This is a genomic window from Tundrisphaera lichenicola (assembly GCF_051175385.1).
Classification (GTDB): domain Bacteria; phylum Planctomycetota; class Planctomycetia; order Isosphaerales; family Isosphaeraceae; genus Tundrisphaera; species Tundrisphaera lichenicola.
In genome coordinates, this window is record NZ_CP195106.1 from 7126926 (window position 1) to 7152383 (window position 25458).

Consider the following 25458-nt stretch of genomic DNA (forward strand, 5'->3'; position numbering starts at 1 on the left):
GTCGTCGGTGGGAATTCGGGCGGGTCCCCCCACTCTACCAGAACGGTCGGACGGCGTGGCGAGGGAAGTTTTCGGATCGTGACCATCGTCATTTCGGGATTTGACAGGGGTCCTCCGGGTGACCTAGCGTTCCATATCGTCCGGACGGATCGATCCGCGGACTGGCCGCCGATCCCGCTCCCCATGATCCGGAGGAATCCCTTGACGCTTACACATTGCCGCCCGTCCCGACGACCCGGCCTGACACTGGCCGGGTTGGCCATCGTCCTCGGAGTTGCCGGTGTCCTGGCCGCCGTGGGCGTCCCTCGCCTGATCCGCAAGGGCGAGGGCCTCCGTGCGAGCGAGGCGTTCGCCTACCTCTATTCGATCAAGAGTGCCCAGGAGCGTTACCAGGCGCGGTCCGGGACCTTCGCCGCCAGCCTCTACGATCTCGACAACGAGACCGACCCGCCGAAGGATTTCTCGGTCGCCGAGAAGTTCACCCCCGGGTCCACCGGCTCGCTGAAGGACTCGTGGACCTTGGCCCTGACCCGGAAAGGGATCTCGCCCTGGTTCGGGGCTTATACGGTGGTCTTCCGCGAGACCGGCTTCGACGCGGCGGCGAGCAGGTTCGACACCTCATTGGTCGACGAAGTCTGCCTGATGGGCTACGAATGACCGACCGACCGACTCCGATCCGGCCCCTCAATCGTTCCGGTGCCGGACGTGGCAGGACGTGCAAGCCCGACCGACCGCGTCGTACGCCATCTCGGCCCGCTTCCGCGACTCGTCCGAGGGGACCTCGCCGATCGCCCGGAAGGCCGAGCGAAGCTCGGCCGCGAGCGAGGCCGACGCCTCGGCTTGACGGATCAGGTCGGCCCCCCGTCCCTTCGCGTCCGGGCTCCTCGCCAGCTCCCGGAACTGTTCTTCGAGCATCAGCGCCTCGTGCGAGGGGTCGAGGTCGGGGTGGTCGGCGGGAGCCCGGAAGCCCGCCTGCCGGATCGCGCCGATTCGGTCCCAGAGGGCGTCGATGGCGACCATCCGGCCGACCATCGCGGGCGTCTCGGCCCGCTCCGGGAGCTCGCCGCCGACCCGATCCAGCTCGTCGTCGGAGGGGATGGCGAAGTCCTTCACCGAGGCGAACAGCCCCCGGTAATCGCCCGATGTCCCCGCGCGTTTCATCCAGGCGGTCGCGTCCTCCCGGCTCCAGCCCTCGGCGGCGATCTCGCAGACGGCCGCCGCCGCGGGCCCCCGATGCTTCCCGTGGTGGCAATGCACGAAGACCGGCCCCGGCAAGGTCCGGGTCGCCCGGATCAGCCGGAGGGCCTGCTCGCGAGGGACCCCGTCATAGCCGATCGGCAGGTGGACGTAGCGGAGCCCGAGCTTCCGGGCCGCCTCGACGTCGGGAGTCGATCCGTCCACGCTGATGATCGTCCGGACGCCCAGCTTCGCCAGGGCCTCGAACCCCGCCGTCCCTTCGGGCTGGCTCCCGCTGTAAAGCCGAGGGCTCAGGCGGAAGGCATTCTCGACCCCGAGCAACTCGATCGGCTCCGGGGGACGGGCCGGGCCGGACTTCGGGACCTCCGGCGACTGCCCCCGAGAACTCGCCCCGAGAGCGGCCAGGGCCAGGACCAGCGAGCCGACCCATCGAGCACGATCGCGATCTCGACTTCTCACGGATAACCCCCATCGCCTTCGGCGCGATCCGTCGCGACGGCTTCCAAGAAACCTCCGTCACCCCGATTTCCCGACCATTATGGGGCTTCGGCAGGGAGGATGCACCCCGGCACTACCGGCATCTTGCCCGAAGGATGTGCCCGCGGATCCTGGGGCTTGTTCCCCGCCTCCTGCGGTCATCGGTACCCGGGGCAAGCTCACGCACCCCGGGGCGGCTTCGCCACCAGGGGCCGCCGGAGGCTTTGGAGTGCGGGAGCTTGCTCCGCCGGATGGCCTGGCGCGTACGCTTCTGGCGCCCGGAGCAAGCTCCGGGGTCCAAAGCGTGAGCAAGCTCACGCACTCCAGGGCGGCTTCGCCGCGAGGAAACTCGGGGAGGCTCGCGATCGATCCGGCCCGGATTCCAGAGGGCGGCGGGGGCTCTCAGTCTCGGTCGAGGAGACGTCGGGCCGCCCCCACCACCTGCGGGTCAGACCCCTCCGCCCAGCGCGGGACGATGTCCTCGAACGAGCCGGGAAGGCCCGGCAACCTCCAGAGGAGCCGGAGCACGACTCGCCGTTCCTCGGAAGGTTCGACCTCTCGCTTCCCGATCACGAATCCTTCGAGCATCTCTTTGGATGCCCGGCCGAAGACCTCCTCCGCCTGGTCCTTCCGATCCATTCGAACCTTCTCCCAATCTTCCCGCCCCTTCTCGTCGGCGGGCGGTTGGGCGGGTCGCTCCAGCTCGACCAGGGCCTCGAAGGCGTCGAGCAGCCCTCGCCCATCACCACGGGCGGCCAGGGCCTCGCAGAGCCGGAGCCAGTACTGGGGCTCATCCCGGGTGACCTTCAGGTCGTAGGCCAGCCGGAGTGCCTCGACCGCCTCGGGGTCCTCGACGTTCCAGAGGTAGAGGACGGCGTGATACTTGGCGAAGCCCGGGACATCGTCGCGGCGGAACAGGTCGCGGACGGCGGGGATGAAGGCCGGGTTCCGGGTCCCGTGTTCGAGGGCGTAGGTCCAGGCGCCGGGAGAGGGGCCCGAGGCGATCTCCGCGCGAATCCGGTCCCCGGCCTGTTCCGGGTACTTCATCATCGACTCGGCCAGTTCGGACACGCCGAAGTGCTCGACCAGCTCGGGACGACGCCCGACGCGATCGACGGCGGAGTCCAGCCAGCGGACCGCCCGGGGCTTGCCCGCTCGACCGAGGAGCCTGACGAGGGTCTCGGCCCGGTCCTTTCGCCCGTCGAGGTACTCCCCCCGTTGCTCGTCGTTGACGAGGCGAAGGCCGTCGAGGTCTCGCAGGAGCGTCTCGCCGAGCAGGTCGACGGCGGTATCAGAACCCCGCTTCAAGAGCGCGACGAGGGCGGCTTGTTCCAGGCGGCGGGAGGCCCGCCAGGCTTCGACCTCGGCCTCCGGCATGTTCGGACGCCAGGCGATGTCGCGACCCAGGATCATGCCGATCCGATCAAGGGATCCGTCCCGCCCCAGGAATGTCAGACCCACGGCGGCGGCGTCGCGGACCTCGGGAGCATCCTCCCGGGACAGCCCTTCGAGCGACTCGACCGCGCCCTCGGCTTCGGAGTAGGCGAGGAACCGGGCCGCGGACGATCTCAGGTCGGCGGCCCGGGATTCGCGAATGATCCGGGTGAAGGGGCCCGCGAGCGGCCGGAGGATCGTCCGGCGCGAGAACGGGCCGTCGCCGAGCCATCGATCGTCGGGCCGATCGCCGAGGAATTCCCTCTCGATCGTCCGCTCCATGCGGTCCCGATCCCCCAGCGTGGCGAGCCCGACCCTTCGGCAGGAATCGTCCGGGGCTTCGAGGAGGGTCTCGATCGGGAAGGGGGGGGTCGCCGACAGGAAGGTCCCCCACGTCGATCCCATCGGGGCCGAGATGACGTTGCCGTGGGCGACGCCGATCCCGAGGAAACGCGGCTCGGCCCCCGGGAGGATCGGGCCAAGGTCGATCGTGTATCGTTGCTCGACCGGGTCGGATTCGACCCGGAGCCTGGTCTCGGCCGATCCCGAACCGAGGAGTTCGCCGTCCGCCCCGAGCAGCGCGGCGGCCAGATCGAGCAAGAACTCGTGCATCCCGTCGATGCTGACCAGGTCCAGGGTGATCCGAGCTTTCCCGTCGTCCGCCCGATCGGCCTGGACCCGGAAGGCGCGGGTCAGGGCGGCTCGCGGTCCCTTGCCCTGGTATTGCGAGGGGTCGCCCTCGCGGGCATCGGGGATGTTGACGGCGATCGGCTCGCCCCACCGGAGCGGGACGACGGCCATCGAGAGCCGCCCCTCGACCGCGCCCCGGGTCGGGACCGCCAGCCATCGGACCGCCCCCCAGACCTCGGATCCCAGCATCGTCGACTCGCCCCGGCGCTGGCCTCCTCGCCCCTCCAGCGTGATCGACGGGGCGAACAGGAGCCGCCCTCTTGCGTTGAGGAAGCCGAGCGGGACCGTCCCGGGCGCGTCGGGGTCGTCCGTCGAGACCGAAACGGCCACCGACCGCATCTCCGGCGTCGTGACCCGGATCTCGTAAGGTCCGGCCCGCATCGACCGGCCCAACGCGAAGGGGACCGTCGCGATTTCAACCCGCCGATCCGGCTCGCCAGCCCCCCCGAAGAGCGCCCGAGACGCCTCGACCTGCCGGAGCGTGTCGTCGAGCAAGGCCCGGTCGCCGTCGATCCGGAGATCCTCGACCACCCCTCGGCTCCTGTCCTTGGGGTCGAACCAGGAGGTGACCTCCGCGAGCATCCAGTGCGTCTCGTTCACGATCTGGAAGCGGTATTCGCAGGTGAATTTGCCGGGCGACTCGATCCGGATCGTCCTCGGCGCCCACTGGCCGGGGGCCACCTCGATCGGATCGCCGAAGTCGATCTCGAAGGTGCCGTCCCGGGAAGACGTCAGGGTCTCGTGGATGGGGATCTGTCGCTCCGGGTCGAGGTAGAGGACCTCGCGAGTCGGGTCGATGTGGTGCATGTAGGACCACGAGCTGAAGGCGAACATCGTGCCCGAGCCGAGGTAGGCCCCGCCGCCGAGGTTGGAGACCGTCGCCACCCGGCAGGCCCGGCCATCCCAGGCGCCGTCCTCGACGACGACCGAGGCGGAGTCGAGCCGGTCCCGGTAGCGGAACAGGGGCAGGTCGAGCTGGCAGCCCATCCGGGCGAACTGCTTGAGCGCCAGGTCGGTCGGCTGGCCCGGATCCCGATCCGGTCGCGGGTAGAGCCGGGCGAAGCCGCCCCCCTTCAGGGCTCGGGCGAATTCCGGGGTATCGAGGGTGACCTGACGCTCGCCGAGCCGATCCCCCATCTTGCCGAGACCGTCGAAAGAGACCTCGAAGGCCGCCCGGCCCTCGCGGTCGAGCACGCAGGATTCTCGGACATCCTCGCGGACCGTCCGGAAGGTGTAGGAGAGCGTCCGGAAGGACGGCCTCCACCCGGCCCCGGTCTCGCCGGGGTCGAGCCAGGGGCGATTATGGTCGAGCATCCGGCGAAGCTCCGCAGCCGCCTCGCGCGAGCGACGCTCGGCGTCGGTCTCGGGCACGACGACCGCTCGGCCGTCGACCCTCACGTTCTCGGTCCGGGTCAGGGTCCGCGTCCCCTCGGGGGTGATGGATTCGGATCGTCCGAGGAGCCAGAGGGCCTCACCCAGCCATTCGAAGGTCATCCGGTAATGGTCCGAGGCCCCGACCACATCCACGCGCAAGGGGACCCATCGGCCGGGGCCGACCTCGCGCCAGTCGGCGTAGCGGATCAGGGTCGATCCGGACTGCTCCTCCAGCGGGACCAGCCGATCGGCGTCGACGACGATCGAGGTCGAGGTGGCCGGGTGGGCGAAGTAGCCCATCCAGGAGTTCTCGACTCCGTTGCCGACCTCGACGCGAAACGACTTGGCGGGATCCTTGACCCTCGCGACCAGCCGGATCACCTTCGGGTCGCCCTGCCGCTCGACGGCCAGTTCAAATCGGTCGGGGGACCGCAATAGCTCGCGGAAGCCCCCGTTCAGGGTCGCCCCCATCCAGACGCTTTCCCGGCGTCGATCGCCCCGCGCCACCCGGATCGGTGTCACCTCGGAGCGGATCAGGAAATCATATTCCAGCGAGGCGACTCCGGCCGGAGGCCCGATCCAGTCCTTCGATCGATCCGCCAGCGCGCGGACGAGGTCGGGCGGGACGGGTTCCTCGACGGTCGAGGTTCCTAGAGCTTCCGGATCGACGACGGGATTCCGCGATGGGCCAACCCCCGCCGAGACGACCGACGCCGAAAGGACCAGCGCCGCCAGGGTCGCCTTGCGAAGCCCACCCAGTCGCTCGGCGGGGTCTCGTCGCGAGTCCAGGAGCCCGGCGATCCGCGACCCCAGCGAATGGCGACGGGGGAACATCGAGATCGCCGAGGCCGTCGAGAGGCCGGAGAGGCGCTCGCCGAGGGTGAGGAGGGTCCGGGCGTAGTCGGTCGAGCGGACGCGCAGGAGCACGCGATTGTCGCAGAGATCCTCGCGGGCCCGGTCGAGGATCGCCCCGAAGAGTCGGACGAAAGGGTGCGGCCAGCCGAGGGTCTCGGCCCAACCCTGGATCCGCCCGATGAGGAGGTCGCGCCGGGCGACGTGGGCGCATTCGTGGGCCAGGACGTGGCCGAGCATCGCCCCGGAATCCGGCGTCAGGAGCGATGAGGGGACGAGGATGAGCGGCCCGCGAGCCTCGACGACGAACGGGCTCGCGACCACCTCGGAGGCCAGGAGTCGGGGCGGTGTTCCGAGGCCCTGCTCGGTCGCGATCCGTCGCAACAGGGCGATCGGGCCATCGTCCTCGACCGGGCGGGCCGCTTGGATCAGTCGATTCAACCGCCCACGCGCCCGGAGGCCCCGGGTCGCCATTACCAGGACGCCCGCGAACCACGCGATCAGGCCCCCTCGGAGGACCACACGGCCCAACGAACTCCCGAGGCTGGCCGCCGGGGCCGCCCTATCGGACGGCCTCACCGGCTCGCGAGCGGGTGGTGGGGCGACCAGCCCCGAAGCGGGTGCCAGAGTTTCGACAACTCGGATCGGCTCCTCCCGGATCGGGCCCGACTCATCCCTTTGGAGGTCTCCGCCCGACGGCGACGGCTCGGGCGTTCCGGGGAGGTCCGGCCCTCGGGGACTTGGGGGGGAAGCCTCGACGACGGATCGCGCCGGGATCGGTTCCCTCGCGACGACCGATCGTCCGGGCGAACGCTCGAGGCCGAACCAGCCGAGGCCCCACCTGGGCAAGCAGGCCGCCGAGATCGGGGAGGCGAGGAATGCGATCAGCGCCGACATCGCCAGGAAGTGCCGGACGGCGGGGCGTCGTCGCCAGAGGGCGATCGGGATCAGCAACCCGATCCCCAGTAGGCCGAACTGCAACCCGGCGAGCCAGAGCAGCAGGGCCGCCCGGTCGAGGGATGAAACCAGGATCGATGTCATCGACGATCCTCCGCGTCCTTGATCATGCGCCGGATCCGGGCCGCTTCTTCCCGGCTGAGCGAACGGTCCCGGAGGAGGGCCATCAGGATCCCGGCGGCGGAGCCGTCGAACATCGTGTCGACGAACTGCCGGAGGACCTGATCCTGGACTTCCTCGCGGGGTACGGCCGGGGTGTAGACGAACGCGCCCCCCTCGTCCCGCTGGACCAGCCAGCCTTTATCGGCCAGCCGCGAGAGCATCGTCTGGACTGTGGTCCGGCCGACCGGCCGCCGGAGCTGGACCCGCTCCAGCACGTCGGCGACGGTCCCGCCGCCCGACTCCCAGAGGATCTTCATCAACTCCAGCTGGGCCTCGGAGAGCGGTGGTCGGATGCGTCGGCCCGGCATGGCAGCCCTCGGAACGTGTTCGCCTACACCTGTCGGCAATTGTGCCGACAACTGTAGGCAACGTCAAGCCCCGATCACTCGGAAGCCGGATCGGGGCGGCCCCGCGGATTCCTGGGCGTCACGTCGGTTCGAGGTCTTCGCCCCCTCGCCCCGGCCCTCTCCCACGAGGGGAGAGGGGGTTGGCTTCGCCGAGATCTCGACCTCCGACCCCTGGGAGTCTGGCCCCCTCCCCCCGGGTGGGGGAGGGTTGGGGAGCGGGGGCTTGGTCGGGGGCCGCCAGAGAACCTGGCTTCATTCCCGGATCGCTTCGGGGTTCCCGCCTGGAGCGGCCGAATGGTCGAATTCCCGGCCCGGGCGCTCAGCGTTCTTCGAGGCGGACGTGGCGGACCCGGTTCGAGTGGAGCCAGGCGATCAGGGCCTCCTGCTCCTCGGACAGCTCGACCTCGGTCATGTTCTCGGTATCCAGCGGCGAGACGAGGTAGAAGACCCCCTCGTCGACCCACGTGGCCACGGCGTCGGCGTCGAACCAGAAATCATCCTCGCCCAGCTCGGGGATCCCGGCGGTGTCTCGGGCGCTCATGAAGTAGACGAGTTGATTCCGCAGTCGAGGGGTGATGACCAGCGGGGCGACCTCGGGACGGTCGATCGGGACGAGGACGAGGCGAGCCATCGGTCGAGCCAGGCCTTTCGGATGGAGGAGGACAACCCCGGCGAACGTAACGCGCCCTCGATTCCCGAGTCAACCGGCCCCACGGCCTTGACGAAGGAATTCGGGGAGATTACCCTAACCCCTCCGACAACTGTCTTGCGAGGACGATTCGAGCCATGCGACCGACGCGCCGATTCACCATCGCCGACGTGATGATCCTCGTCCCGGCGGCGGCGGTCGGTGCCCTGATCCTGAAGCCGTACCTGCCGGGCTTCTCGTGGCAGCTCGGGTACATCCCTTCGTTCGGCCCCGACCCCTGGGGGCTCTGGCGGGCCTATCTCTGGCTGCATGGGGTGGGATCGTGCCTGGTCGTCCCCTGGATGGCGGCGATGATCGTCATCCGGCTCCGCCGCCCCCGACCCCGGCTGGTCCGCTTCCAGCCGGGATTCGTGGCCTGCGTGGCGGTGATGGCCTCGCTCGTGCCGGGGTTGGCCTGGATCGCCTCGATTTACCACCGGCCGGGCTTTCAACGTCCGCAGGGGTTCGAGCAGGCCTGGGCCATCGCGACCAGCTGGACCGACGCCGCCGTCCTGGGGGCCTGGCTCGCCCTCTGGCTGGGCCGGAAGTGGCGGCCCGAGCCGTCCTGGATCGACCGGATGGGCCGCGCCCTGGGGCTCTACTGGATCGTCCTGCTCGCGTGGTTCCTGGGCCTCCAGGGCTGGCAGACGCTCCAGCAATACCTGACCGGGGGGGCGTGATGAATCGTCGATGGCCCGTCTTCGCCATCATCCTGGCCACGCTCGTCCTCGCGGTGATCCTCATCCGATGGGCCGATGGCGAGTTCCTCCGGATCGAATCCTCCTCGATCGACGTGAACACCCACGCGGTCCGGCGGCCGGATTGGTTCTGGGTCCTGTTGTATCCCTACCGCCGCTTCCAGCACGGCTGGACCTGGGCCTGCGTCGCGGCGACGGTCGGGATGGGGGCGATCGTCGCCCTGGATGGCAAGGTCTGGCGACGCCCGGCCCGCCCGGGTCGGGCGATCGTCCTGGTGGCCCTGTCGGTCATGTGCCTGTCGATGATCTTCGTCGTCCTGGCCGCCCCCCCGATCTTCCGAGCGAACGGGATCTGCTACGGATTGAGCGACGCCGTGCATTACCGGGTCCCGGGCGCGATCCTCGGTGCCTGGGTGGTGACCTGGGGCCGGAGGATCGATTGGCGCGGGCAACTAGTCGGGTGGGTCTGGGCTGCGGAAGTGGGGATGATGATCGCTTACGGGTTCCTGTTCGGGTGATCGGCCCGGCGTGATCGACCCCCGGTTCCTCGATCGCGATCGAAGCGGTTCACGCCCGGGAAAATGGGGCCGGCGTCCCCTCCCGAATGGGCCAGGGTCCTACCCTCACCATTCCTCGCCGGTGAGCCAACCGAACGTCAAGGGTGTAACCGGATTTTCTGGGGGTCTGGGGGTCTGTCTCGGCGGAGCAAGCTCCGCCCCAGCAAAGCGAGAGCAAGCTCTCGCACTCCAAAGCCTCCGGCGGTCTCTGATGCGGCGGAGCCGCCTTGGAGTGCGGGAGCTTGCTACCGCTTTCCAATCCGGAGCTTGCTCCGGGTGTCGATGACCGCCAGTGTCGGGAAAACAGCCCCAAGCATCCCCGGTTACATCCGAGCGTCAATCTCGCTCGCCGGATCCTTGCGTCCCGGTATTACGATCGCTAGGATCGTGCTACGCCACTGGTATTACCAATTTCTGAATCGTGTTATCGATGGCCCGTGGCCGACCAGATCGCCCCGGGAGGCACCTGATCCATGAGATCGCGTCGAGGCTTCACCCTGATCGAGCTGCTGGTGGTGATCGCGATCATCGCCGTGCTGATCGCGCTACTCCTGCCGGCGGTGCAGGCGGCCCGCGAGGCCGCCCGGCGGATGCAATGCACGAACAACCTGAAGCAACTCGGCCTGGCCTTGCACAACTACCATTCCACCCAGGGCGCGTTCCCGTCGGCGGGCTGGGTTGCCGACGGGAAGAACTGGTGGATAGCCCGGGGGCTGACGGCGCCGGGGCATTTCCGGTACTCGTCGCTCCTGCAAATCCTCCCCTACCTGGAGCAAGGTGTCGCGTCCAATACGATGAACTTCCAGCTCCCGTTGTATGACAACGACGGCGTCGACATGCCCCAGAACACCACGACCTACCAGTTGCAGGTGACGACGTTCCTCTGCCCGAGCGACGTCCGGTCGGCCCGCAACGGCAATGAGGCCCCTTGCAACTACGCCTCGTGCTCGGGCAACGGCCTCCCCGGCGGAGATGGCCTGCCGGGCTCCTATGGGTCGCCCAACGGGGTGCTCTACCTCAATTCGACGACCTCGATGGCCACCATCACCGACGGGTCGAGCAACACGGGGCTGATGAGCGAGAGCATCGTCGGGCCGAACAATTCGTCCTCCCCGCCCTCGGCCGGCTCGCCCAACCCGCAGGAGGTGATGGTCCAGCTCCCGCTGACGCTGGGCAGCCCGCTCGACATCTTCAAATATGCCCCGCTGGTCCCGGCCGACTGCCTGGCCTCGACCGCCTATCGCTACGACCGGCAGACCAACTGGATCGACGGCGACTACCGCCACACGATGTACAACCACTATCTGACCCCCAACAGCACCACCTACGACTGCCTCCGCGGGCCGCAGCACGGCTGGCGGACGGCCCGGAGCCGCCACCCGGGCGGGGTCAACCTGCTGCTGGCCGACGGCAGCGTCCGGTTCGTCAAGAACACGATCAATCTGGCGGCCTGGCAGTCCCTCGGGACGTGCAACGGCGGCGAAGTCATCAGTGCCGATTCCTACTGACGGAGAGGGACATCGAGATGAAAATGTCATTCGCGGCATCGATGGCCACGATCGTCCTCGCGATCGGCACCCCGGCCCAGGCCCATGAGCTGTGGTTCCAGCCGCCCAGCGGCCCGAGTGCCGCGACGGTCCGCCTGACCTTCGCCGACGTGCCCGACCCGGGCGAGGCCGAGCGGGTCGCCGAGATCGCCCACGCGAAGGTGTGGGCCGATGGCGTCCCCCTGGAGGTGGAGCGGCAGGCCGAGGGCCTCACGGCCCGCCTCCCCTCCGCCCGCCCGATGGTCCTGAGCGCCTATGCCCACCGGGGCGTGGTCGATTACGGCGGAGACTCGTTCGTCATCACCCTGGCCGCCTACGCCCAGTCCCGCCCGCTCGCGGCGGGCGATGTCCCGAGGCTCGGCCTCGACGATGACCAGCTCCGCCTCCTCCTGGTCGCCGATGCGGGCGGCAACCGGAAGCTGCGCGCCACCTGGCGCGGCAAGCCCGCCGCCGGCATCGACGTGCGGACCTTCATCGGCGATGAATCGAGCGACTCGAAGACCGACGCGAACGGAGAGCTACCTTGCCCCGAGGTCGGCAAGGCGGGCGTCTCGCTGCTGGCGCAACACCGGGAGATGACGCCGGGACTCCTGGAAGGCAAGGCGTTCACGCATACGCGATACAAGGCGACGTTGAATCTGGTCCCCGCCCCCGGCGAGGGCGATCCCACCCCCGACGAGCGACTGGCCCGCGTCCGCGAGGTCCACGGCGGGGCCGGCCCGTGGGCCGTCGCCGGCTATCGGATCGGCGAGCAGGCGCTGAAGGCATTGGGCCGTCCGCGTCACAGCTTCGCATTGCTGGTCGTCCACCGGTCCCCGGCCGAGGTCCAGTATTCCTGCGTGGCCGACGGCCTGATGGCCGCGACCGGGGCGAGCCCCGGCAAGCTGAACTTGAAACTCGAGGAGGTGCCGCCCGAGCGGCTGAGCACGACGGTCGAGGATCGCGAGTCCGGCCGTACGCTCACCTTCACGATCCGCCCCGAACTCGTCCAATCCATCCGCGACCTGCCGATGGAACGCCTCGAAGCGGAAGGGAGGCGAGTCGCCGAATTACCCGATGCGGCGATCTTCACGGTCGTCGAGGAGCGAGCCGCGGGCGGGAAATAGCGGGACCGAACAGCCAGCCCGTCGGCTTGGTCCTCCCGTCGAAGAATTCGGGAAGAGGAGACCAGGACTCGACGTGGCTAGGCTCGATCGGCTTTGGTCCGGTGATCGTCCTGGTGGCCCTCTCGGTCAGGTGCCTTATCCGGAGAGAAGTCACGCAGTTGGCTGTTTGAGCTTGATCGAGCTGGAATTCTGGTAGGGTGGGCATTGCCCACCGGATTCGGGCCGTGCCATTAGGCGATACCCACCCTACCAGAAACTGCTCATTGGAAAGGTTCAGGCCCAGGAAGTCGGAGCTGACGGGAACTCCGTCCCGCCAGGAGTCGATCGTCGTGCAGCAATCAGGCGTATCGCTCAACGACATACCACGGGATGTTTCGCTGCCAGGCTTGTTCCCGGAGCGTCTCCCCGAGCTTGTCGCTCCTCCCGAGCGTATTGCGGTTGAAGGCGAATTTCTCTCCGTCGCCCCGGTAGACCAGGAAGCTTCGGCTTGTCGCCTCGGGCATCGCGTATTTCGCGGCCCCCCTCGCCAGGGGGACTCGTTCGTGGAGGATCGTCTCCGTCACCGAGGCGATCTGGTCCCACGGGAACGCCACGGTCTTCGCGGCGGATTCGTAGAAGAAGCCCCCGGGGCAGAGGGAGACTCGCAGCGAGGAGGTCGAGTAGACCCAGCGGAGCAGCAAGATCCCGCCGACCGTCAATCCGATCGAGGTGAGGGCCATGATCCCGACCGAGAGCCACGAGATCTGCCCATCCGCAGACATAGGCATTCGGCCGCCGACCTTGATGACCTCACGCGTGCCGAAGGCCAGGAGGGCGAGCCCGGCCCCGCTGAGCAGGAGGCCGAGGATCACGCCCGCGACCAGGTTGGCCGGGGATGGCCGAAATTGCTCGGCAGGCTGGCCGACGGCATCGATCGCGGTCGACCGGCAGGCGAGCCGGTCTCCAATCGTCTCCGTGTTCATCGTCGTTCCTTCCGTCCTTTCAAGGAGATAAGTCGTTGGGAGAGGGTCAGGCCACTCCGCTGGCTTCCCCGCCACCGACGTCATTTCGAACCGCATCAATGCTGAATCAGCCTTCCTGACCTATTGGGATTGATGGGCGAAGTTGCGACGAATTCGCGAGAAATCGGACGCCCTCGCGGGCCGAGGGCCATCCCTCCTCCCGAGGAGTCCCGCCATCGGCTATTCCTCCCCGCCCGCCTGCATCATCCCGCGCAAGAATTGAAGCCCGCCGAAGAGGATCGGCCCCCAGGCCAGGAGCATTCGACCGCCGCCGGACGCCACGGCCATCCGGAAGGAGATCGCCGACAGGGCGAGGCCCAGGAAGCACCAGAGGGCACCGAACACGATGTCCCTCCGGCCGGCCTCCTGGAGCACCCGGGATCGGGCCTGCTTCACGTTTCGGACGAGGGTTGATGCCGACTCGCCGCTGAATCCCCGCTCGGTCAGGCTTTGCTCGATCCTCCAGGGCTCGACCCCGAGATGAATCTGATGCGCCACGTAGCCGCAGGCCGCCTCGACCGCCCGACCGTTCGACATTCCCTGGTCACGCGGGGCGTCGAAACTCCGGCGGCAAGCCGGGCAGATCCTCCCCGTCATGGGTAGGACTCGCGTCGAACAGTGCGGGCAATCCACCATCGACTCGCTCATGTTCGGCAACTCCATCCATTATCCATTAGATGTGGCCGGCCAGGCAGATCGGTCGCGAAGACTTCCCGACCCGCGCGTGGTGCGGACCCGCCGCGACCAGCCCTTCGGCGGGGGGGCAACTCGCCCTCTCCCCCCGAATGAGCTACGATCCGGAGGCGGACGCAGGACGATGATTTCAAAAAATACACACTTTGAACATAATATATCTTTTGATATAGATGAATGATTCGAATCCTTCGAATTTTTTAATCGATCGATCGACTCGGGGGCCCATCGGGGCGAATTCTCCCGGCCCGGCCCGAAAAGTGTGATACCGGGCCGATCGCGGTCGCGAATGTTCGAGGGAGTTCTCCCCGGACCTTCGATTTCCCGCGAGGCCGCCCCATGATCGTCTCCGAAGCCCGACTGGCCGCGAACCGACGCAATGCCCTCCGGAGCACCGGCCCGAAGACCCCGGAAGGGAAGGAGCGATCCCGGGCGAACGCCCTGAAGCACGGGCTCTGCTCGTCGGTCGTGGTCGCCGAGGATGCGAAACTGGTCCAGGACCGGGCCTATGACTACTTCGGTGCCCTTCGGCCTCAGAACCACTTCCAGGCCTGGATAGTCACCGAGGTCTCGCTGCTGAGCATCCGGATCGAGCGCTGCGAGCGGATCGAGCGCCGGGTCCGCGACCGGATCGCGATCGAGGCCGAGGTCTCCTGGGAGGAAAATCGTCGGCTCGAAGCCTGCCTGCTCGGCGAGCAGTTGGCGCATCGGCCGGAAGCGGTGGTCCACCAGCTCCGGAAGTCGATCCAGGGATGCGAATGGCTGATGACCCGGTGGGCGATGCTCGCCCACGTGGCCGACGAGAAGGGGGCCTGGACCCCCGATCAGACCCGGCTCGCCTTCGACCTCCTGGCCACCCCGGGCGCGTTTCGCGAGGGCCGCGAGCCCGGAGCCGCCCTCGACTTCGAGGGGAGGCGGGCCGATGCGCCCGGCGACCCGGCCGGCGTGGCCCGTCGCGAGATCGCCGCCTTGAAGGAGCTTCGCGAGCGGGTCGAGGGCCTGGATGAAGCCCGGCAGTCGCTGGCCCGGTCGGACCTCCGCGACTTCGACGACCCCGAACTCAACCGGCTCCGCCGATACGAATCGACCCTCCACCGGAGGCTCCGCTGGTGCGTCCAGCAGCTCCGGTCCGAGATCCCCGATCGCGACTCGCCCCGGGGCCTGCGGCAGGAATGGCTCGGCCATCACGAGCGATCGCCGGACCCGAAGTCACCCCCCGCTCCGCCGCTGCCCGAGGTCAAGATCGACCTGCTCCTTGACCCCTCGGCCCCGAAGTCGGTCCACCCGCCGTTCGACCTCGAATTGCACGAGCTTCCCGCGCCCGGCGAAGGCCTGGACATCCCGATGATCCTGGCCGACCGCCGGCAGAGGAAGGCCGACCGGGCCGATGCCCGCCGCCATCAGCGACGCCGGAAGTTGGAAAAGCTCCGGGCCTGATGAGACTCGGGACCAATGTCGGTCGACTCGCCCTCCTCGGGCCGAAACCCGGTTCGAGGCCGTCCCCGCGCGCCATCCACCGGCCCGATAGGAGGCTCCCGGCCGGAGATCCGGCCGCGCCGGGCCAGCTTGAATGGTTTGAGGCCCGAAAATGCCCGGTCCATCGATACCGAGGAGGCCGAATGCCCCCGATGTCACGCCAATCAAATCCATGTTTTATTATACATCAAGAACGAAGCCAGGCTCGGGCCGGAACGAACCCACCGGGCGAGTTCGGTCGGACCCTCTCGCCCGACGATCCTCCGGGTGTGCCCGGGTTTTCCGGGCGTCTTCGGCCGAGCAAGCTCCGCCCTGGGGCAGTCTCCTCTCGGCGAAGCCGCTTTGGAGTGCGGGAGCTTGCTCACGCGATACGCCCCGGAGCTTGCTCCGGGAACCAACGACCCACGCCAACGCCCATCCCGCGGAGCAAGCTCCGCTCAAGCAAAGCGGGAGCAAGCTTCCGCACTCCAAAGCCTCCGGCGGCCCGATCCCGGATGCGGCCGGGGTGGCCGGGATCTGCGGTACTCCCAATCTCCTCGTCCGGGATCCCCGCGCCTTGTCGCGGGGGCGGGCGAACTTTACTCTGGAGCGATTGGGCCGACCGGAGCGGCCGGGATGGATCTCCAACTTAGGATGACGACCTTGAGACGTGCCATCGCGGGACGGTTGCGTGAGCTGGGACTGGCCCTGGGTTCCCTGGCGGCGCTGGGGGGCGTGTCCTTCGGGGACGACACCCGGCTGGCCGACTACTACGGGTTCCTCCCGCTGGAGGTCTACAAGGTCGAGAACCGGATCGGCGGCCTGACCGTCCGGGACCTCGACGGCGACCGGGTCGACGACATCGCGGTCGTCAACAACGCCCGGTCGCGGATCGACCTCCTCCTGACCACGCCCCGGCCCGAGGGGGAGGTCGCCCCGGCCGCGGCCGACGAGGTCAACCAGCTCCCCAGCGACCAGCGGATGCGGCCGGTCAGCGTGCCGGTCAACAAGGAGATCGTCAGCCTCCAGGTCGGCGATTTCGACGGCGACGGCAAGCTCGACCTGGCCTATTACGGCAACCCCGCCGGGATCGAGATCCTCTACAACCGGGGGAACGGCCGGTTCGGGGACGTCAAGAAGATCAACACCGGGGAGGCGGTCGAGGCCTCGGGATCGCTCACGGTAGGGGACCTCGATCGCGACGGCCGCGACGACCTGGCGCTGCTGACCAAGGACGAGGTCGTGGTGATCTACCAGCGCGAGAAGGGGAAGCTGGCCGAGCCCGAGCGGCTCCCGCACACCTTGGATAATCCCCGGATGATCCGGGCCGTCGACCTCGACGGCAACGGGGTGGTCGACCTGGTGATGCTCAACGGCGGCCCCGATGATCCGATCCGGGTCCGGTTCGCGGTCGAGGGGGGGCGGCACGGCCCCGAGGAACGATTCGCCCTGGAACCCCTGCGGGCCTACGCCTTCGGGCAGGTCGACGGCAAGCCCGGCTCGGAGCTGCTGACCATCGAGAACCAGTCGGGCCGGACCCGCGTCCTGACCCTGGGGGCCGACGAGGAGGGCCTGAAGAACGGCCGACTGAGCTTCTATCCGCTCCCCCCCGGGAGCGAACAGGGGCGGTCGCTCGACCTGGGCGACCTCGACGGCGACGGCCTGGCCGACGTGGTGGCGACCGACCCGGCCCGGGCCCAGTTCGTGGTCCATCTCCAGTCGGGGAAGGCCGGCCTGGGCGAGTCGAAGACCTTCCCGGGGCTGGTCGGCGGCGGCCCGATCAAGCTGGGCGACCTCGATGGCGACGGCAAGGCCGAGGTCTACGTCGTCTCCGAGAAGGAGAAGCAGCTCGGCCGGAGCGTCCTCCAGGATGGCCGGCTGACCTTCCCCGCCCCCCTGCCGACCAGCGGCGACCCGGTGGCCCTGAGCGTGGCCGACCTCGACGGCGACAAGACGCCCGAGATCCTCTATGTGACCCGCGACCGCGCCGAGGGGTCGACCTCGGACCTGTTCACGCTCCGGGCCCTGGCCCGCGACAAGTCGGGCACGTTCCTGCCGTTCCGGTGGGGGCCGGTGGACAAGGTCCCGCTCAAGGGGGTCGGCGGGGTCCCCCCGGCGATCACGGTGGTGGACGTCAACCGCGACAACATGCCCGACGTCCTGGTCTTCGACGTCTATGGGCCTCCGCTCCTCCTGCTGGGCCGGGCCGGCGAGCCCCCCGCGCCCGCGGCCGGCGGGCTCGGGCCGCTGGCCGGCGTGGCCCGAGGGGGCCTCTCGGTCACCACGCTCGATGGCGAGCCCGCGCTGATCGTCGCCCAGCAATCGTTCGCCCGGAAGCTCCTCCTCGACCGGGCGGGCCAGTGGGCGGTCCAGGACCAGTTCGACTCCGGCCGGGCCTCGGCCCAGGTCCAGGGAGCCTCGGCGATCGACCTCGACGGCGACGGCGTCAAGGAGATCGCCCTGCTGGACCGGGTCTCCAAGTCGATCCTCTTCCTGTCGAAGAAGGACGGGATCTACCGGCCGAGCGGGTCGCTCTCGGTCGGGCCGTTCGAGGACTTCCAGGGGATGCGCGTGGCCGACCTCGACGGCGACGGCCGCGATGATCTCCTGCTGGCGGGGACCTCTCGCTTCGGGGTCGTGGTCACGGGCAAGCCCGGCCAGAAGCTCCGGACCCTGGCCAGCTACGAGTCGCCCCGGAATGAGGCCCGGTTCGGCGACCTCGCCGTGGGGGACCTCAACGCCGACGGCCAGCCCGACGTCGTCCTGATCGACATCGCCGAGCACTTCATCGAGATGGCCACCTACGCCGGGCAGCCCGACCTGGCCCGGACCATCGCCTTCAAGGTCTTCGAGCGGAAGGCCCGACGGAATGCCGCCGACCTGATCGAGCCGCGTGACCTCGCCATCGGCGACGTCGACGGCGACGGCCGATCCGACCTCGTCCTGATCGTCCACGACCGGGTCCTCGTCTACCGGCAGGACCCCGGCCCCGAGAAAGAAAAGGAGAAGGAGCCGGTGAAGGCGGCCGACGCCCGGACCCCCTGAGGCTCGATCGCCCGGCCGATGCCCGGCCGGCTGGCGAGAGATTTGCAGGATAGGTGCCGCGTGCCGGCCCCGAGGGTTGCGGATCGCGGATTTCGGGATCCTCCGATAATTCTCGCCGAGATCCGCGATCATTAATCCGGGGCGCGGCCCCCCCCTAACTCGATCGCGAACCCCTTCCCGCGCCGCAAGGAGCGGGTACGGGCCGGTCATCCTGCAAACGGAGGAATCCCCGCTCATGACGACCGCCGAGATCCAACCGACCGAGTGCGAGGATCACCCGAGCACGTCGATGCGGCTGGTCGCGATCATCCTGGCCTTCGCCGCGGTCCACGTCCTGTCCTCGATCCTGGTCCCGTTCCTGCTGGCCCTGGTCCTGTCCATCGCGCTGGCCCCGGTCGCCCGGCGGCTGGAGCGCCTGGGGCTGGGGCGGACCGGATCGAGCCTGGCCTGCACGCTCGCGGTCCTGCTGGTCCTGCTCGGGATGGGCGGGCTGATCGCCTATCAATTGACTTCGATCGGCCAGGACGCCGGGCGTTATTTCCAGAAGCTTGGCGATCTCGCCGCCCGGTTGACCCATGCCATCGGGGCCGATCCACTCATCAAGGATCTGGGGAAGTCCGGGGGCGGGGAAGGTCCCTCGGGGGCCGAGGGCGACCCGAAGTCCTACTTCCAGGGGCTGCTCCGCCGGAATGTCGAGTCGCTGGGAAGCTGGCTGGTGACCGGGATCGGCGGCACCTTCGGCTTCCTGGGCGGCACGGTCCTGTTCCTGGCCTTCCTCTGCTACATGCTCCAGGGCCGCACGGAATGGATCAAGCGGCTCCGGCTGGCCTCGGAGAGCCTGGGACTCCGGCCTCGCGACCGGACCCTCTCCCGGGTCGCCGGGCAGGTCGGGACCTACCTGGGATACCTGGCGATGATGTCGGCCACCTATGCCCTGGTGATCAGCCTGGTGCTCTGGCTGCTCGGCGTCCCGCAGCCGATCCTCTGGGGCGTCCTGACCGGTGCCCTGGAGTTGATCCCGTTCTTCGGCCCGGTGATCGCCGGGGCCCTGCCCGCGCTGGCGGCCCTGGGTTCGGGCGACGGGCTCTGGCAACCGTTGGCGGTCGTCGCGGTGTTCGCGATCCTGCAGACCATCGAGGGCTATGTCGTCGCGCCGCTCCTGTACGGGAAGGCCGTGGACATCGACCCGGTGACGGTCCTCTTCGGGGTCCTCTTCTTCGGCTTCCTCCTGGGCCCGGCGGGCCTGGCCCTCGCGATGCCGCTGATGATCCTGCTCCGAGGAGTCCTGTCCATCTCCCCCGACACCCCGACCCTGGACGCCCTGGCCGACGTCGACCCTGCCCAGGATCGGCCCGAAGGGGGGAAGGTCGGGAAGGAAGGCTGACCATCTCGGCCACCACCCCCGGCCCCGGAAGGCATCGCCCGGACGCCTCTCGATCCGCCCCGGGCGGTTCCCTGGGGTCCACGCCGGCCCATAATACCGGCTCGGCCGGCCCGGGGGGCCGGGCGAATCTCAAGGTCTCGAAGGGTCACCACCGCTCATGAATCGACGAGACACGCTGAAGATGATGGCGAGCCTGGCGGCATCCTCGGCCTGGGCGAGCCCGGCCTTATCCCAGCAAGTAGCGGGGGATGAGATCCCGCTCCCCGAATTGATGGCGAAGGTTCTCCCGGCGATGAACTCGATCCCGATCGAGGTCTCCAGCCTGGGCTCTCGACTGTACCTGGTGACCGGGCCGGGCGGGAATGTCGCGGTCTCAACGGGGCCCGATGGCGCGGTGGTTGTCGACTCGTTCGTGCCGCTCGGGGCTGTCGGGCTGATCGCCGCCATCCGGAAGAGGAGCGAGGGCCCGTTGACCTTGATCGACACCCACTGGCACCTCGACCACGCCGGGGGGAATGGGGCCTTCGCCGATGCGGGCGCGAAGATCGTCGCCCACGAGAACACCCGGAAGCGGCTGGGCTCCGAGCAATACATGGCCGACTACAAGATCCGGACCGACCCCGCGCCCGAGGCCGCGCTCCCTGTGGTGACCATCGGCGACGAGGCGACCCTCTATCTCAACGGCGAGGAGATCCGGCTCATCCACGTCGCCCCCGCCCACACTGATGGGGACGTCTTCCTCCACTTCCGGAAGGCCAACGTCCTGCACGCCGGCGACCTGTTTGCCAAGGGGGCCTACCCGAACATCGACAGCTCCTCGGGCGGCTGGATCGGCGGGATGGTCGCGGCGGCCGACCGGATGCTCGAAGTCGCCGACGCCTCGACCCGGATCATCCCCGGGCACGGCCCGATGGCCAACCCCGAGGACCTGAGGGACTTCCGCGACATGCTGGCCCAGGCCCGAGCCAAGGTCGAGCCGCTGTTCGAAGCCGGAAAGACGGTCGACGAGGTGGCCGCGGCCCGGCCCCTGGCGAGCCTCGACGCCCGATGGGGCCAGGGGGTGTTCAAGGGGACGCATTTCGCCCGGCTCGTTTATAGCGGGCTGGTCATGCACCGGGGCAAGGCCTGATCGCGGCCCGGAGGGTGGAGGCGGGTCCAGGGCATCCGACCAACGCCGGCCCCGACTTCACCCAGCCTCCCGAAAATACTGTGGAGAATCGTCCCACCGGACCGGGATATTATGGGCCGAAGGGCCGAGGCGAGTGCCCCCTCGATTCCGGCTGGCAACCACCCGCGAAGAGACAAACTTTCCGAAGGGCTGACCCTGCTGAGAACCACCCCGAGGCAGGACAAGTCCTGCCCTACGGGAAGATACGGGTCATTCACCGGGCCAACGGCGTGAAACGTCTCAGGCCAGCGGGGCCGGGCCGACGGTCAATCGCTCGAACTCGGGATTGCCTCGGAGGGCGTCGAAGTCGGGCTCGTCGGCGATCCGGGTCCGGAGTTCGGGGTCGAGGTCGAGCGCGGCGGAGAGTTCGTCGAGCGACTTGGAGGCGTTGCCGGCCAGGCTCCAGTAGCACGAGAGGTTGTAGTGCAGGAGGGCTTCCTCCGGATTGTGACGGAGGGCTCGATCGAGGGCGTCGATGGCCTGGGCGAGCCGATGAGTCCTCTTGTAGCACCACCCCAGGGCGATGGCCACGCCGATGTCGCCGGGTCGGAGGGCGGCGGCGACCTCCAGCGGCTTCAGGGCGTCGCGATGGCGTCCCAGGACCCGGAGGGCCTCGCCGGTCAGGAGGCTGGCCTCGAACTGCATGGTGGCCCAGTCGGCCCGCCCTTCGAGGATCTCCAGGGCGCGGGCGGGGAGGTTGAGCAGCAGGTAACCCTCGGCCTCGCCAAGCTGGCGTTTGATCCGGTCGTAAGTCTGCTGGATGTCCCCCACGCGTCGTCCTCCTCGGGCGATGTTCGCACACGCCCGGGCCGGCGCGAGGGGCGGGCGGTATCGCTCCTCATATCCTACCCGACCGGAGGATCTTCGGAAAGGTCGGGAGTCGGGCCGAGCGACCGGCGGCCATCGGGACGAGGGGGGAATCACGGCCCTCACCCCGACCCCGGTCGAGCGACCGGGGTTCGCCCGGGATCGAGTCGTCGATCAGATCCTGCGATTGGCGCCGAGGTCGCCGCCGTTGGGCGTGTGGGCGATCAGGTAGCTCCGGCACTCGGCCTCGCGGGCGCTGAGGGCTTGCTCGGTGGAGATGAGATCCGGGATCTCGATCCCTTCGGTCGAGCGATGGGCCAGGGCCAGGGCCCGGGCGTCCACGCCCTCGCGATTCTGGAGGCCGGCGAGCCAGCGGACGGGGATCTCGCCGACCCCGTAGTGGGCGCCGGCCATGGCCCCCAGGATCGCCCCGGTGGAGTCGGCATCGCCGCCGAGGTTCACGACCTCGATCAGGGCCTCCTCGAAGCTGTCGGTGGTCAGCAGGAGATAGAGGCACGCCGGGATGCAGGCGGGGGGGAAGCCCATGGTGGCCCGCTTGCAGATCGGCTCGGCCCCGTGCTTGTTGGCCTCCTCGGCCAGGGCGGTGAGGGCCCGATCGCGCGGGATGTCCAGGAGCGACTCGGTCCGGGCGATGGCCAGCGAGAGGCTCCGGCCGAAGGGGGCGATCGAGGCGACCGATCCGGGATGCTCGGCGGCGATCCGGTCCTCGGCCCTGGCCACGTCGGCCGCGACCCGGAACAAAAAGCTCGGGTCGCGCCCGGCCCCGGCGGCGAGGCGGCGGACGGCGATGGCCACGGCGTGGGCCCCGGCGATGCTCCGGACGTCGCGATGGGTCATCAGGCTGGCGGCCATGACCGCCTCGTGCATCCCCTCGGGATCCTCGGCGAAATAGAGGGCCAGCGGGGCGATCCTCATGGCGGCCCCGATCCCCGCCGAGCCCTGGCCGCTCCGCTCCGGCGAGACGCCGCGTTTCAGGTCGCCCAGGACCTGCCGGAAGCTCCGCCCCACGCCGCGATGGGCACCGGCGTATCCGCCGTCGGGCGAGGCCATCTCCAGGTAGATCGCCGTCAGGTGGGCGAGGTCGACCCGGCCGTTGGCCAGCAGGACGTCGGTCAGCGCCAGGGCCTGCTGGGTGTCGTCCGAGTAGAGCCCCGGGAGCCGCCATCGGTACGGCTTATTCTTCCAGGCACGCGCCCCATCGACATAATCCGTGACCACCTGATAATGAGCCCGGATCTGTTGAGCGCCGAGCCCTTCCAGCGGGGCCCCCAACGCGTCGCCGATCGCCATCCCGAGCAAACACCCTCGGACGCGGTCGATGCGGGTCGATAGCGGCATCTTAACTCGGCTCCTACAGAACCCCAAGGGCACCCGCGCCGGGCGGCGGGCCTCCCTAATCTCGCTGGAACGGAACGAAACTAACGGGAGCGACGTGGCTCGCCAATCGAAATTTGGCGGGCCAATACCCTGATCGCCCCCCAGAGACGATACGGTGGCAGCACGGACGCTTGACCCAATCTTCACTTAGGTCCTCTCGGAGGCTCTCCCCGTCTTTTTGATTTTCCCGTCACGACTCCACCATTCAACCCTCCCGAACAGACCGGCCCACGGCCCTCCGACTGGTGGCAATCGTCGTCCCGGGCGTCAGGCAGTCAACAAAAGATCATCATGCCAGGAGAGATGAAGAAACAATTCGATGAGCCGAGTCGACCATCTCGGCGAGTGCGTCCGATCGAAATATCGACCCTCCCGCCTTGCTGGAGTACCGCAAAATACGCCCGTTGCCGGGTTAGCCCACCTTCCTCCGTCGCAACCCTGAGGAACGGCGCGGCTGGATACCCTCGGCGATCAGCGGAGAAATCGGGGTCGTCTCGGGAAGCGGTCCCGACGGACTCACCCCCACCGAGTCGAACCCCCAGGCTCATGCCGGTTCGTCCGGCGGAAACAAGATTAATTTCTTGAATCGCCCAACTTTCTCGCAATATTCACAAAGTCAACGCCCCGCACGATTATAATCAAACACCCTCGCAACCCCGCCGAAAATGTCTCACGTCTCGGAAGTCTTCTGCCCCATCGAACTCGCCCCCCGAGGACCCCACATGCCCCGCTCCGCAGCCCGTCGCGGCTTTACGCTCATCGAACTGCTGGTCGTCATCGCCATCATCGCCGTGCTCATCGCCCTGCTCCTGCCCGCCGTCCAGGCCGCCCGCGAGGCCGCCCGCCGTTCTCAGTGCGTCAACAACCTGAAACAACTCGCCCTGGCCGCCCAGAATTACCACGACGTCAACCTGGCCTTCCCCCCCGGCGCGATGTCGCAGATCGATCCGGTCAAGGGCCCGTCTTACTTCGTCACCAGTTTCAGCAGCTTCGTCCGACTCCTCCCGTTCTCCGAGCAGTCCCCCCTCTACAACGCGGTCAACTTCTCCCTGACCCAGCGGAACGTCGACAACATCACCGTCGCGGGGATCCGCCTGGCCATCCTGTCCTGTCCCAGCGATATCAACGACCCCCAGCCGATCGCCAATGTGCCGAATTCCAACTTCGGATTCGACTCGTACCCCACGAGCCCGGTCTTCAACTGCTATTTCTCGAGCTATGCCGGCTGCCAGGGGACCTTCCATAACAACAATTACAAGGGGACGTCCAACTACGCGGCCCGGCAGGGCCAGACCAACGGGGTGATCTTCCCGGACGCCGCGATCAACATCGCGGCGATCACCGATGGGACGAGCAACACGTTCATCTATGGCGAGCACGTCAAGAACCTGCTGCCGATCTACAGCCTGTCCTACTCCGTCTCCGACTACGCCTGGTACACGGGCAATTACTACGACACCCAGTTCACCACCCTGTACCCGCCCAACGTCGGGACGTCCTCGACGCCGGGCCTGACCCCGGCCGGGATCAAGTATTATTACCCGACCGCCGCGGCCAGCCGGCACCCCGGCGGCGTGAACATGGCCTTCTGCGACGGCTCGGTCCGGTTCATCAAGAGCACCATCAGCTCGTGGTCGTTCGGGGCCGGCAATACCGATAGCTATGGCGACTCGATGCCCGACAATGTCGCCTACGACGCCAAGAACATCATCTTCACGATCAACCCGGGGGCCAAGCTCGGGGTCTACCAGCAGCTCTCGACCCGCAACGGCGGCGAGGTCATCAGCTCCGACAGTTATTGATCGCCGGCTCGCGGATGAACCACGGGACGATGATCGGTGGCCGGGGGATCCATGCCCCAGGGCCGGCCATCGTCACGATGGACGTGCCTCGCTCGATGACAAGGCCCTCCACTCCGTCGCGGCATCGAGACGTCGTCGAGTCCGATGACCGGCCCTCCTCCCCTGGATACCCCCTGGTGCTTTCCCCATGAGTCGAACGATCCGATTCGCGACACTTTTCCTGCTCGGGTCGATGGCCGGCTGCGAGCCGACCGCTCCCGAATCCAACCTCCTGGGTGCCGCGCCTCACGGCGGCGTCTCGTTCGTCTTCCCGAACAAGAAGGGCTCGGTGGAGATCGGCGTCGAGAGGAAAGAGGGGGCCTCGAAGGGGCCTCGTCTCGTCACGGCCTATTTCTACGGGCCCGATGGGACGACTCCCCTGGCCACGGCCCCGACCGACGTGAAAATCGCCCAGGGATCCTTGCCGCCGATCCCCCTGACGCAGCAGGACCTGCCCGGCAAGGAGGGGCGATTCGCCTCGGCACCGGGGCCGTACAGCGACGAGATCCGAGGCGTCCTGGAAGCGACCGTCGAGGGCGAGAAGGTCGAGGTCCCCTTCGCCCGACGCTAACCCCGATGG

General features: G+C 68.4%; 19 protein-coding genes. 11 read left to right on the top strand and 8 right to left on the bottom strand.

Annotated elements, in window-relative coordinates; genetic code table 11:
- Nucleotides 1–201 precede the first annotated feature (201 nt).
- Nucleotides 202–657: a type IV pilin protein gene (locus P12x_RS28245; RefSeq protein ID WP_435008439.1), complete on the top strand. Its 456-nt coding sequence runs from the start codon at nt 202–204 to the stop codon at nt 655–657.
- Between the two features lie 27 nt (nt 658–684).
- Here the strand turns inward: P12x_RS28245 and P12x_RS28250 are convergent, their stop codons facing one another.
- The 4 genes from P12x_RS28250 to P12x_RS28265 all read right to left on the bottom strand — a co-directional run bounded on the left by P12x_RS28250 (nt 685) and on the right by P12x_RS28265 (nt 8121).
- Nucleotides 685–1656: a hypothetical protein gene (locus P12x_RS28250; protein ID WP_435008440.1), complete on the bottom strand. Its 972-nt coding sequence runs from the start codon at nt 1654–1656 to the stop codon at nt 685–687.
- A gap of 420 nt (nt 1657–2076) precedes the next feature.
- Nucleotides 2077–7065, bottom strand: a complete 4989-nt coding sequence (locus P12x_RS28255; RefSeq protein ID WP_435008442.1) for a M56 family metallopeptidase — start codon at nt 7063–7065, stop codon at nt 2077–2079.
- Nucleotides 7062–7451 carry a BlaI/MecI/CopY family transcriptional regulator gene (locus tag P12x_RS28260; RefSeq protein WP_435008443.1) on the bottom strand — a complete coding sequence of 130 codons (390 nt, stop codon included), beginning with the start codon at nt 7449–7451 and terminating at the stop codon, nt 7062–7064. Before P12x_RS28260 ends, P12x_RS28255 begins: the two co-directional genes overlap by 4 nt.
- A 358-nt stretch (nt 7452–7809) precedes the next feature.
- Nucleotides 7810–8121 carry a hypothetical protein gene (locus P12x_RS28265; protein WP_435008444.1) on the bottom strand — a complete coding sequence of 104 codons (312 nt, stop codon included), beginning with the start codon at nt 8119–8121 and terminating at the stop codon, nt 7810–7812.
- A gap of 155 nt (nt 8122–8276) precedes the next feature.
- Between P12x_RS28265 and P12x_RS28270 the strand changes: the two genes are divergently transcribed.
- The 4 genes from P12x_RS28270 to P12x_RS28285 all read left to right on the top strand — a co-directional run bounded on the left by P12x_RS28270 (nt 8277) and on the right by P12x_RS28285 (nt 12086).
- Complete coding sequence (locus P12x_RS28270; RefSeq protein ID WP_435008445.1) at nt 8277–8858, top strand: hypothetical protein; 582 nt, start codon at nt 8277–8279, stop codon at nt 8856–8858.
- On the top strand, nt 8858–9394 hold the full coding sequence (locus P12x_RS28275) for a hypothetical protein (RefSeq protein WP_435008446.1): 537 nt from the start codon (nt 8858–8860) through the stop codon (nt 9392–9394). Before P12x_RS28270 ends, P12x_RS28275 begins: the two co-directional genes overlap by 1 nt.
- 512 nt (nt 9395–9906) lie before the next feature.
- Nucleotides 9907–10941: a DUF1559 domain-containing protein gene (locus P12x_RS28280; RefSeq protein WP_435008447.1), complete on the top strand. Its 1035-nt coding sequence runs from the start codon at nt 9907–9909 to the stop codon at nt 10939–10941.
- A 17-nt stretch (nt 10942–10958) separates the two neighbouring features.
- Nucleotides 10959–12086 carry an FmdE family protein gene (locus P12x_RS28285; RefSeq protein WP_435008448.1) on the top strand — a complete coding sequence of 376 codons (1128 nt, stop codon included), beginning with the start codon at nt 10959–10961 and terminating at the stop codon, nt 12084–12086.
- A 338-nt stretch (nt 12087–12424) separates the two neighbouring features.
- On the opposite strand, the gene P12x_RS28290 is transcribed toward P12x_RS28285, so the two are convergent.
- Both P12x_RS28290 and P12x_RS28295 read right to left on the bottom strand, forming a co-directional pair.
- Nucleotides 12425–13048 (bottom strand): hypothetical protein, encoded by a 624-nt coding sequence (locus P12x_RS28290; protein ID WP_435008449.1) that lies wholly within the window; start codon nt 13046–13048, stop codon nt 12425–12427.
- A 219-nt stretch (nt 13049–13267) separates the two neighbouring features.
- Nucleotides 13268–13735 carry a hypothetical protein gene (locus tag P12x_RS28295; protein ID WP_435008450.1) on the bottom strand — a complete coding sequence of 156 codons (468 nt, stop codon included), beginning with the start codon at nt 13733–13735 and terminating at the stop codon, nt 13268–13270.
- A 384-nt stretch (nt 13736–14119) separates the two neighbouring features.
- Between P12x_RS28295 and P12x_RS28300 the strand changes: the two genes are divergently transcribed.
- The 4 genes from P12x_RS28300 to P12x_RS28315 all read left to right on the top strand — a co-directional run bounded on the left by P12x_RS28300 (nt 14120) and on the right by P12x_RS28315 (nt 20793).
- Nucleotides 14120–15217 carry a hypothetical protein gene (locus P12x_RS28300; RefSeq protein WP_435008451.1) on the top strand — a complete coding sequence of 366 codons (1098 nt, stop codon included), beginning with the start codon at nt 14120–14122 and terminating at the stop codon, nt 15215–15217.
- Between the two features lie 654 nt (nt 15218–15871).
- Complete coding sequence (locus P12x_RS28305) at nt 15872–18280, top strand: FG-GAP repeat domain-containing protein (protein WP_435008452.1); 2409 nt, start codon at nt 15872–15874, stop codon at nt 18278–18280.
- 235 nt (nt 18281–18515) lie between these two features.
- Complete coding sequence (locus P12x_RS28310) at nt 18516–19664, top strand: AI-2E family transporter (protein ID WP_435008453.1); 1149 nt, start codon at nt 18516–18518, stop codon at nt 19662–19664.
- A gap of 157 nt (nt 19665–19821) precedes the next feature.
- Nucleotides 19822–20793 carry an MBL fold metallo-hydrolase gene (locus tag P12x_RS28315; RefSeq protein WP_435008454.1) on the top strand — a complete coding sequence of 324 codons (972 nt, stop codon included), beginning with the start codon at nt 19822–19824 and terminating at the stop codon, nt 20791–20793.
- A 279-nt stretch (nt 20794–21072) separates the two neighbouring features.
- On the opposite strand, the gene P12x_RS28320 is transcribed toward P12x_RS28315, so the two are convergent.
- The gene (locus tag P12x_RS28320) at nt 21073–21603 is read right to left on the bottom strand and encodes a TPR end-of-group domain-containing protein (RefSeq protein WP_435008455.1); all 531 of its coding nucleotides are present in this window, start codon (nt 21601–21603) and stop codon (nt 21073–21075) included.
- A gap of 210 nt (nt 21604–21813) precedes the next feature.
- Complete coding sequence (locus P12x_RS28325; RefSeq protein WP_435008456.1) at nt 21814–22998, bottom strand: ADP-ribosylglycohydrolase family protein; 1185 nt, start codon at nt 22996–22998, stop codon at nt 21814–21816.
- Nucleotides 22999–23759: 761 nt separating this feature from the next.
- On the opposite strand from P12x_RS28325, the gene P12x_RS28330 reads away from it, so the two are divergent.
- Both P12x_RS28330 and P12x_RS28335 read left to right on the top strand, forming a co-directional pair.
- Entirely contained in the window at nt 23760–24839 is a 1080-nt protein-coding gene (locus P12x_RS28330; protein ID WP_435008457.1) for a DUF1559 domain-containing protein, read from the top strand.
- A gap of 187 nt (nt 24840–25026) precedes the next feature.
- Nucleotides 25027–25449, top strand: a complete 423-nt coding sequence (locus P12x_RS28335; protein WP_435008458.1) for a hypothetical protein — start codon at nt 25027–25029, stop codon at nt 25447–25449.
- The last annotated feature ends 9 nt before the right edge of the window (nt 25450–25458 follow it).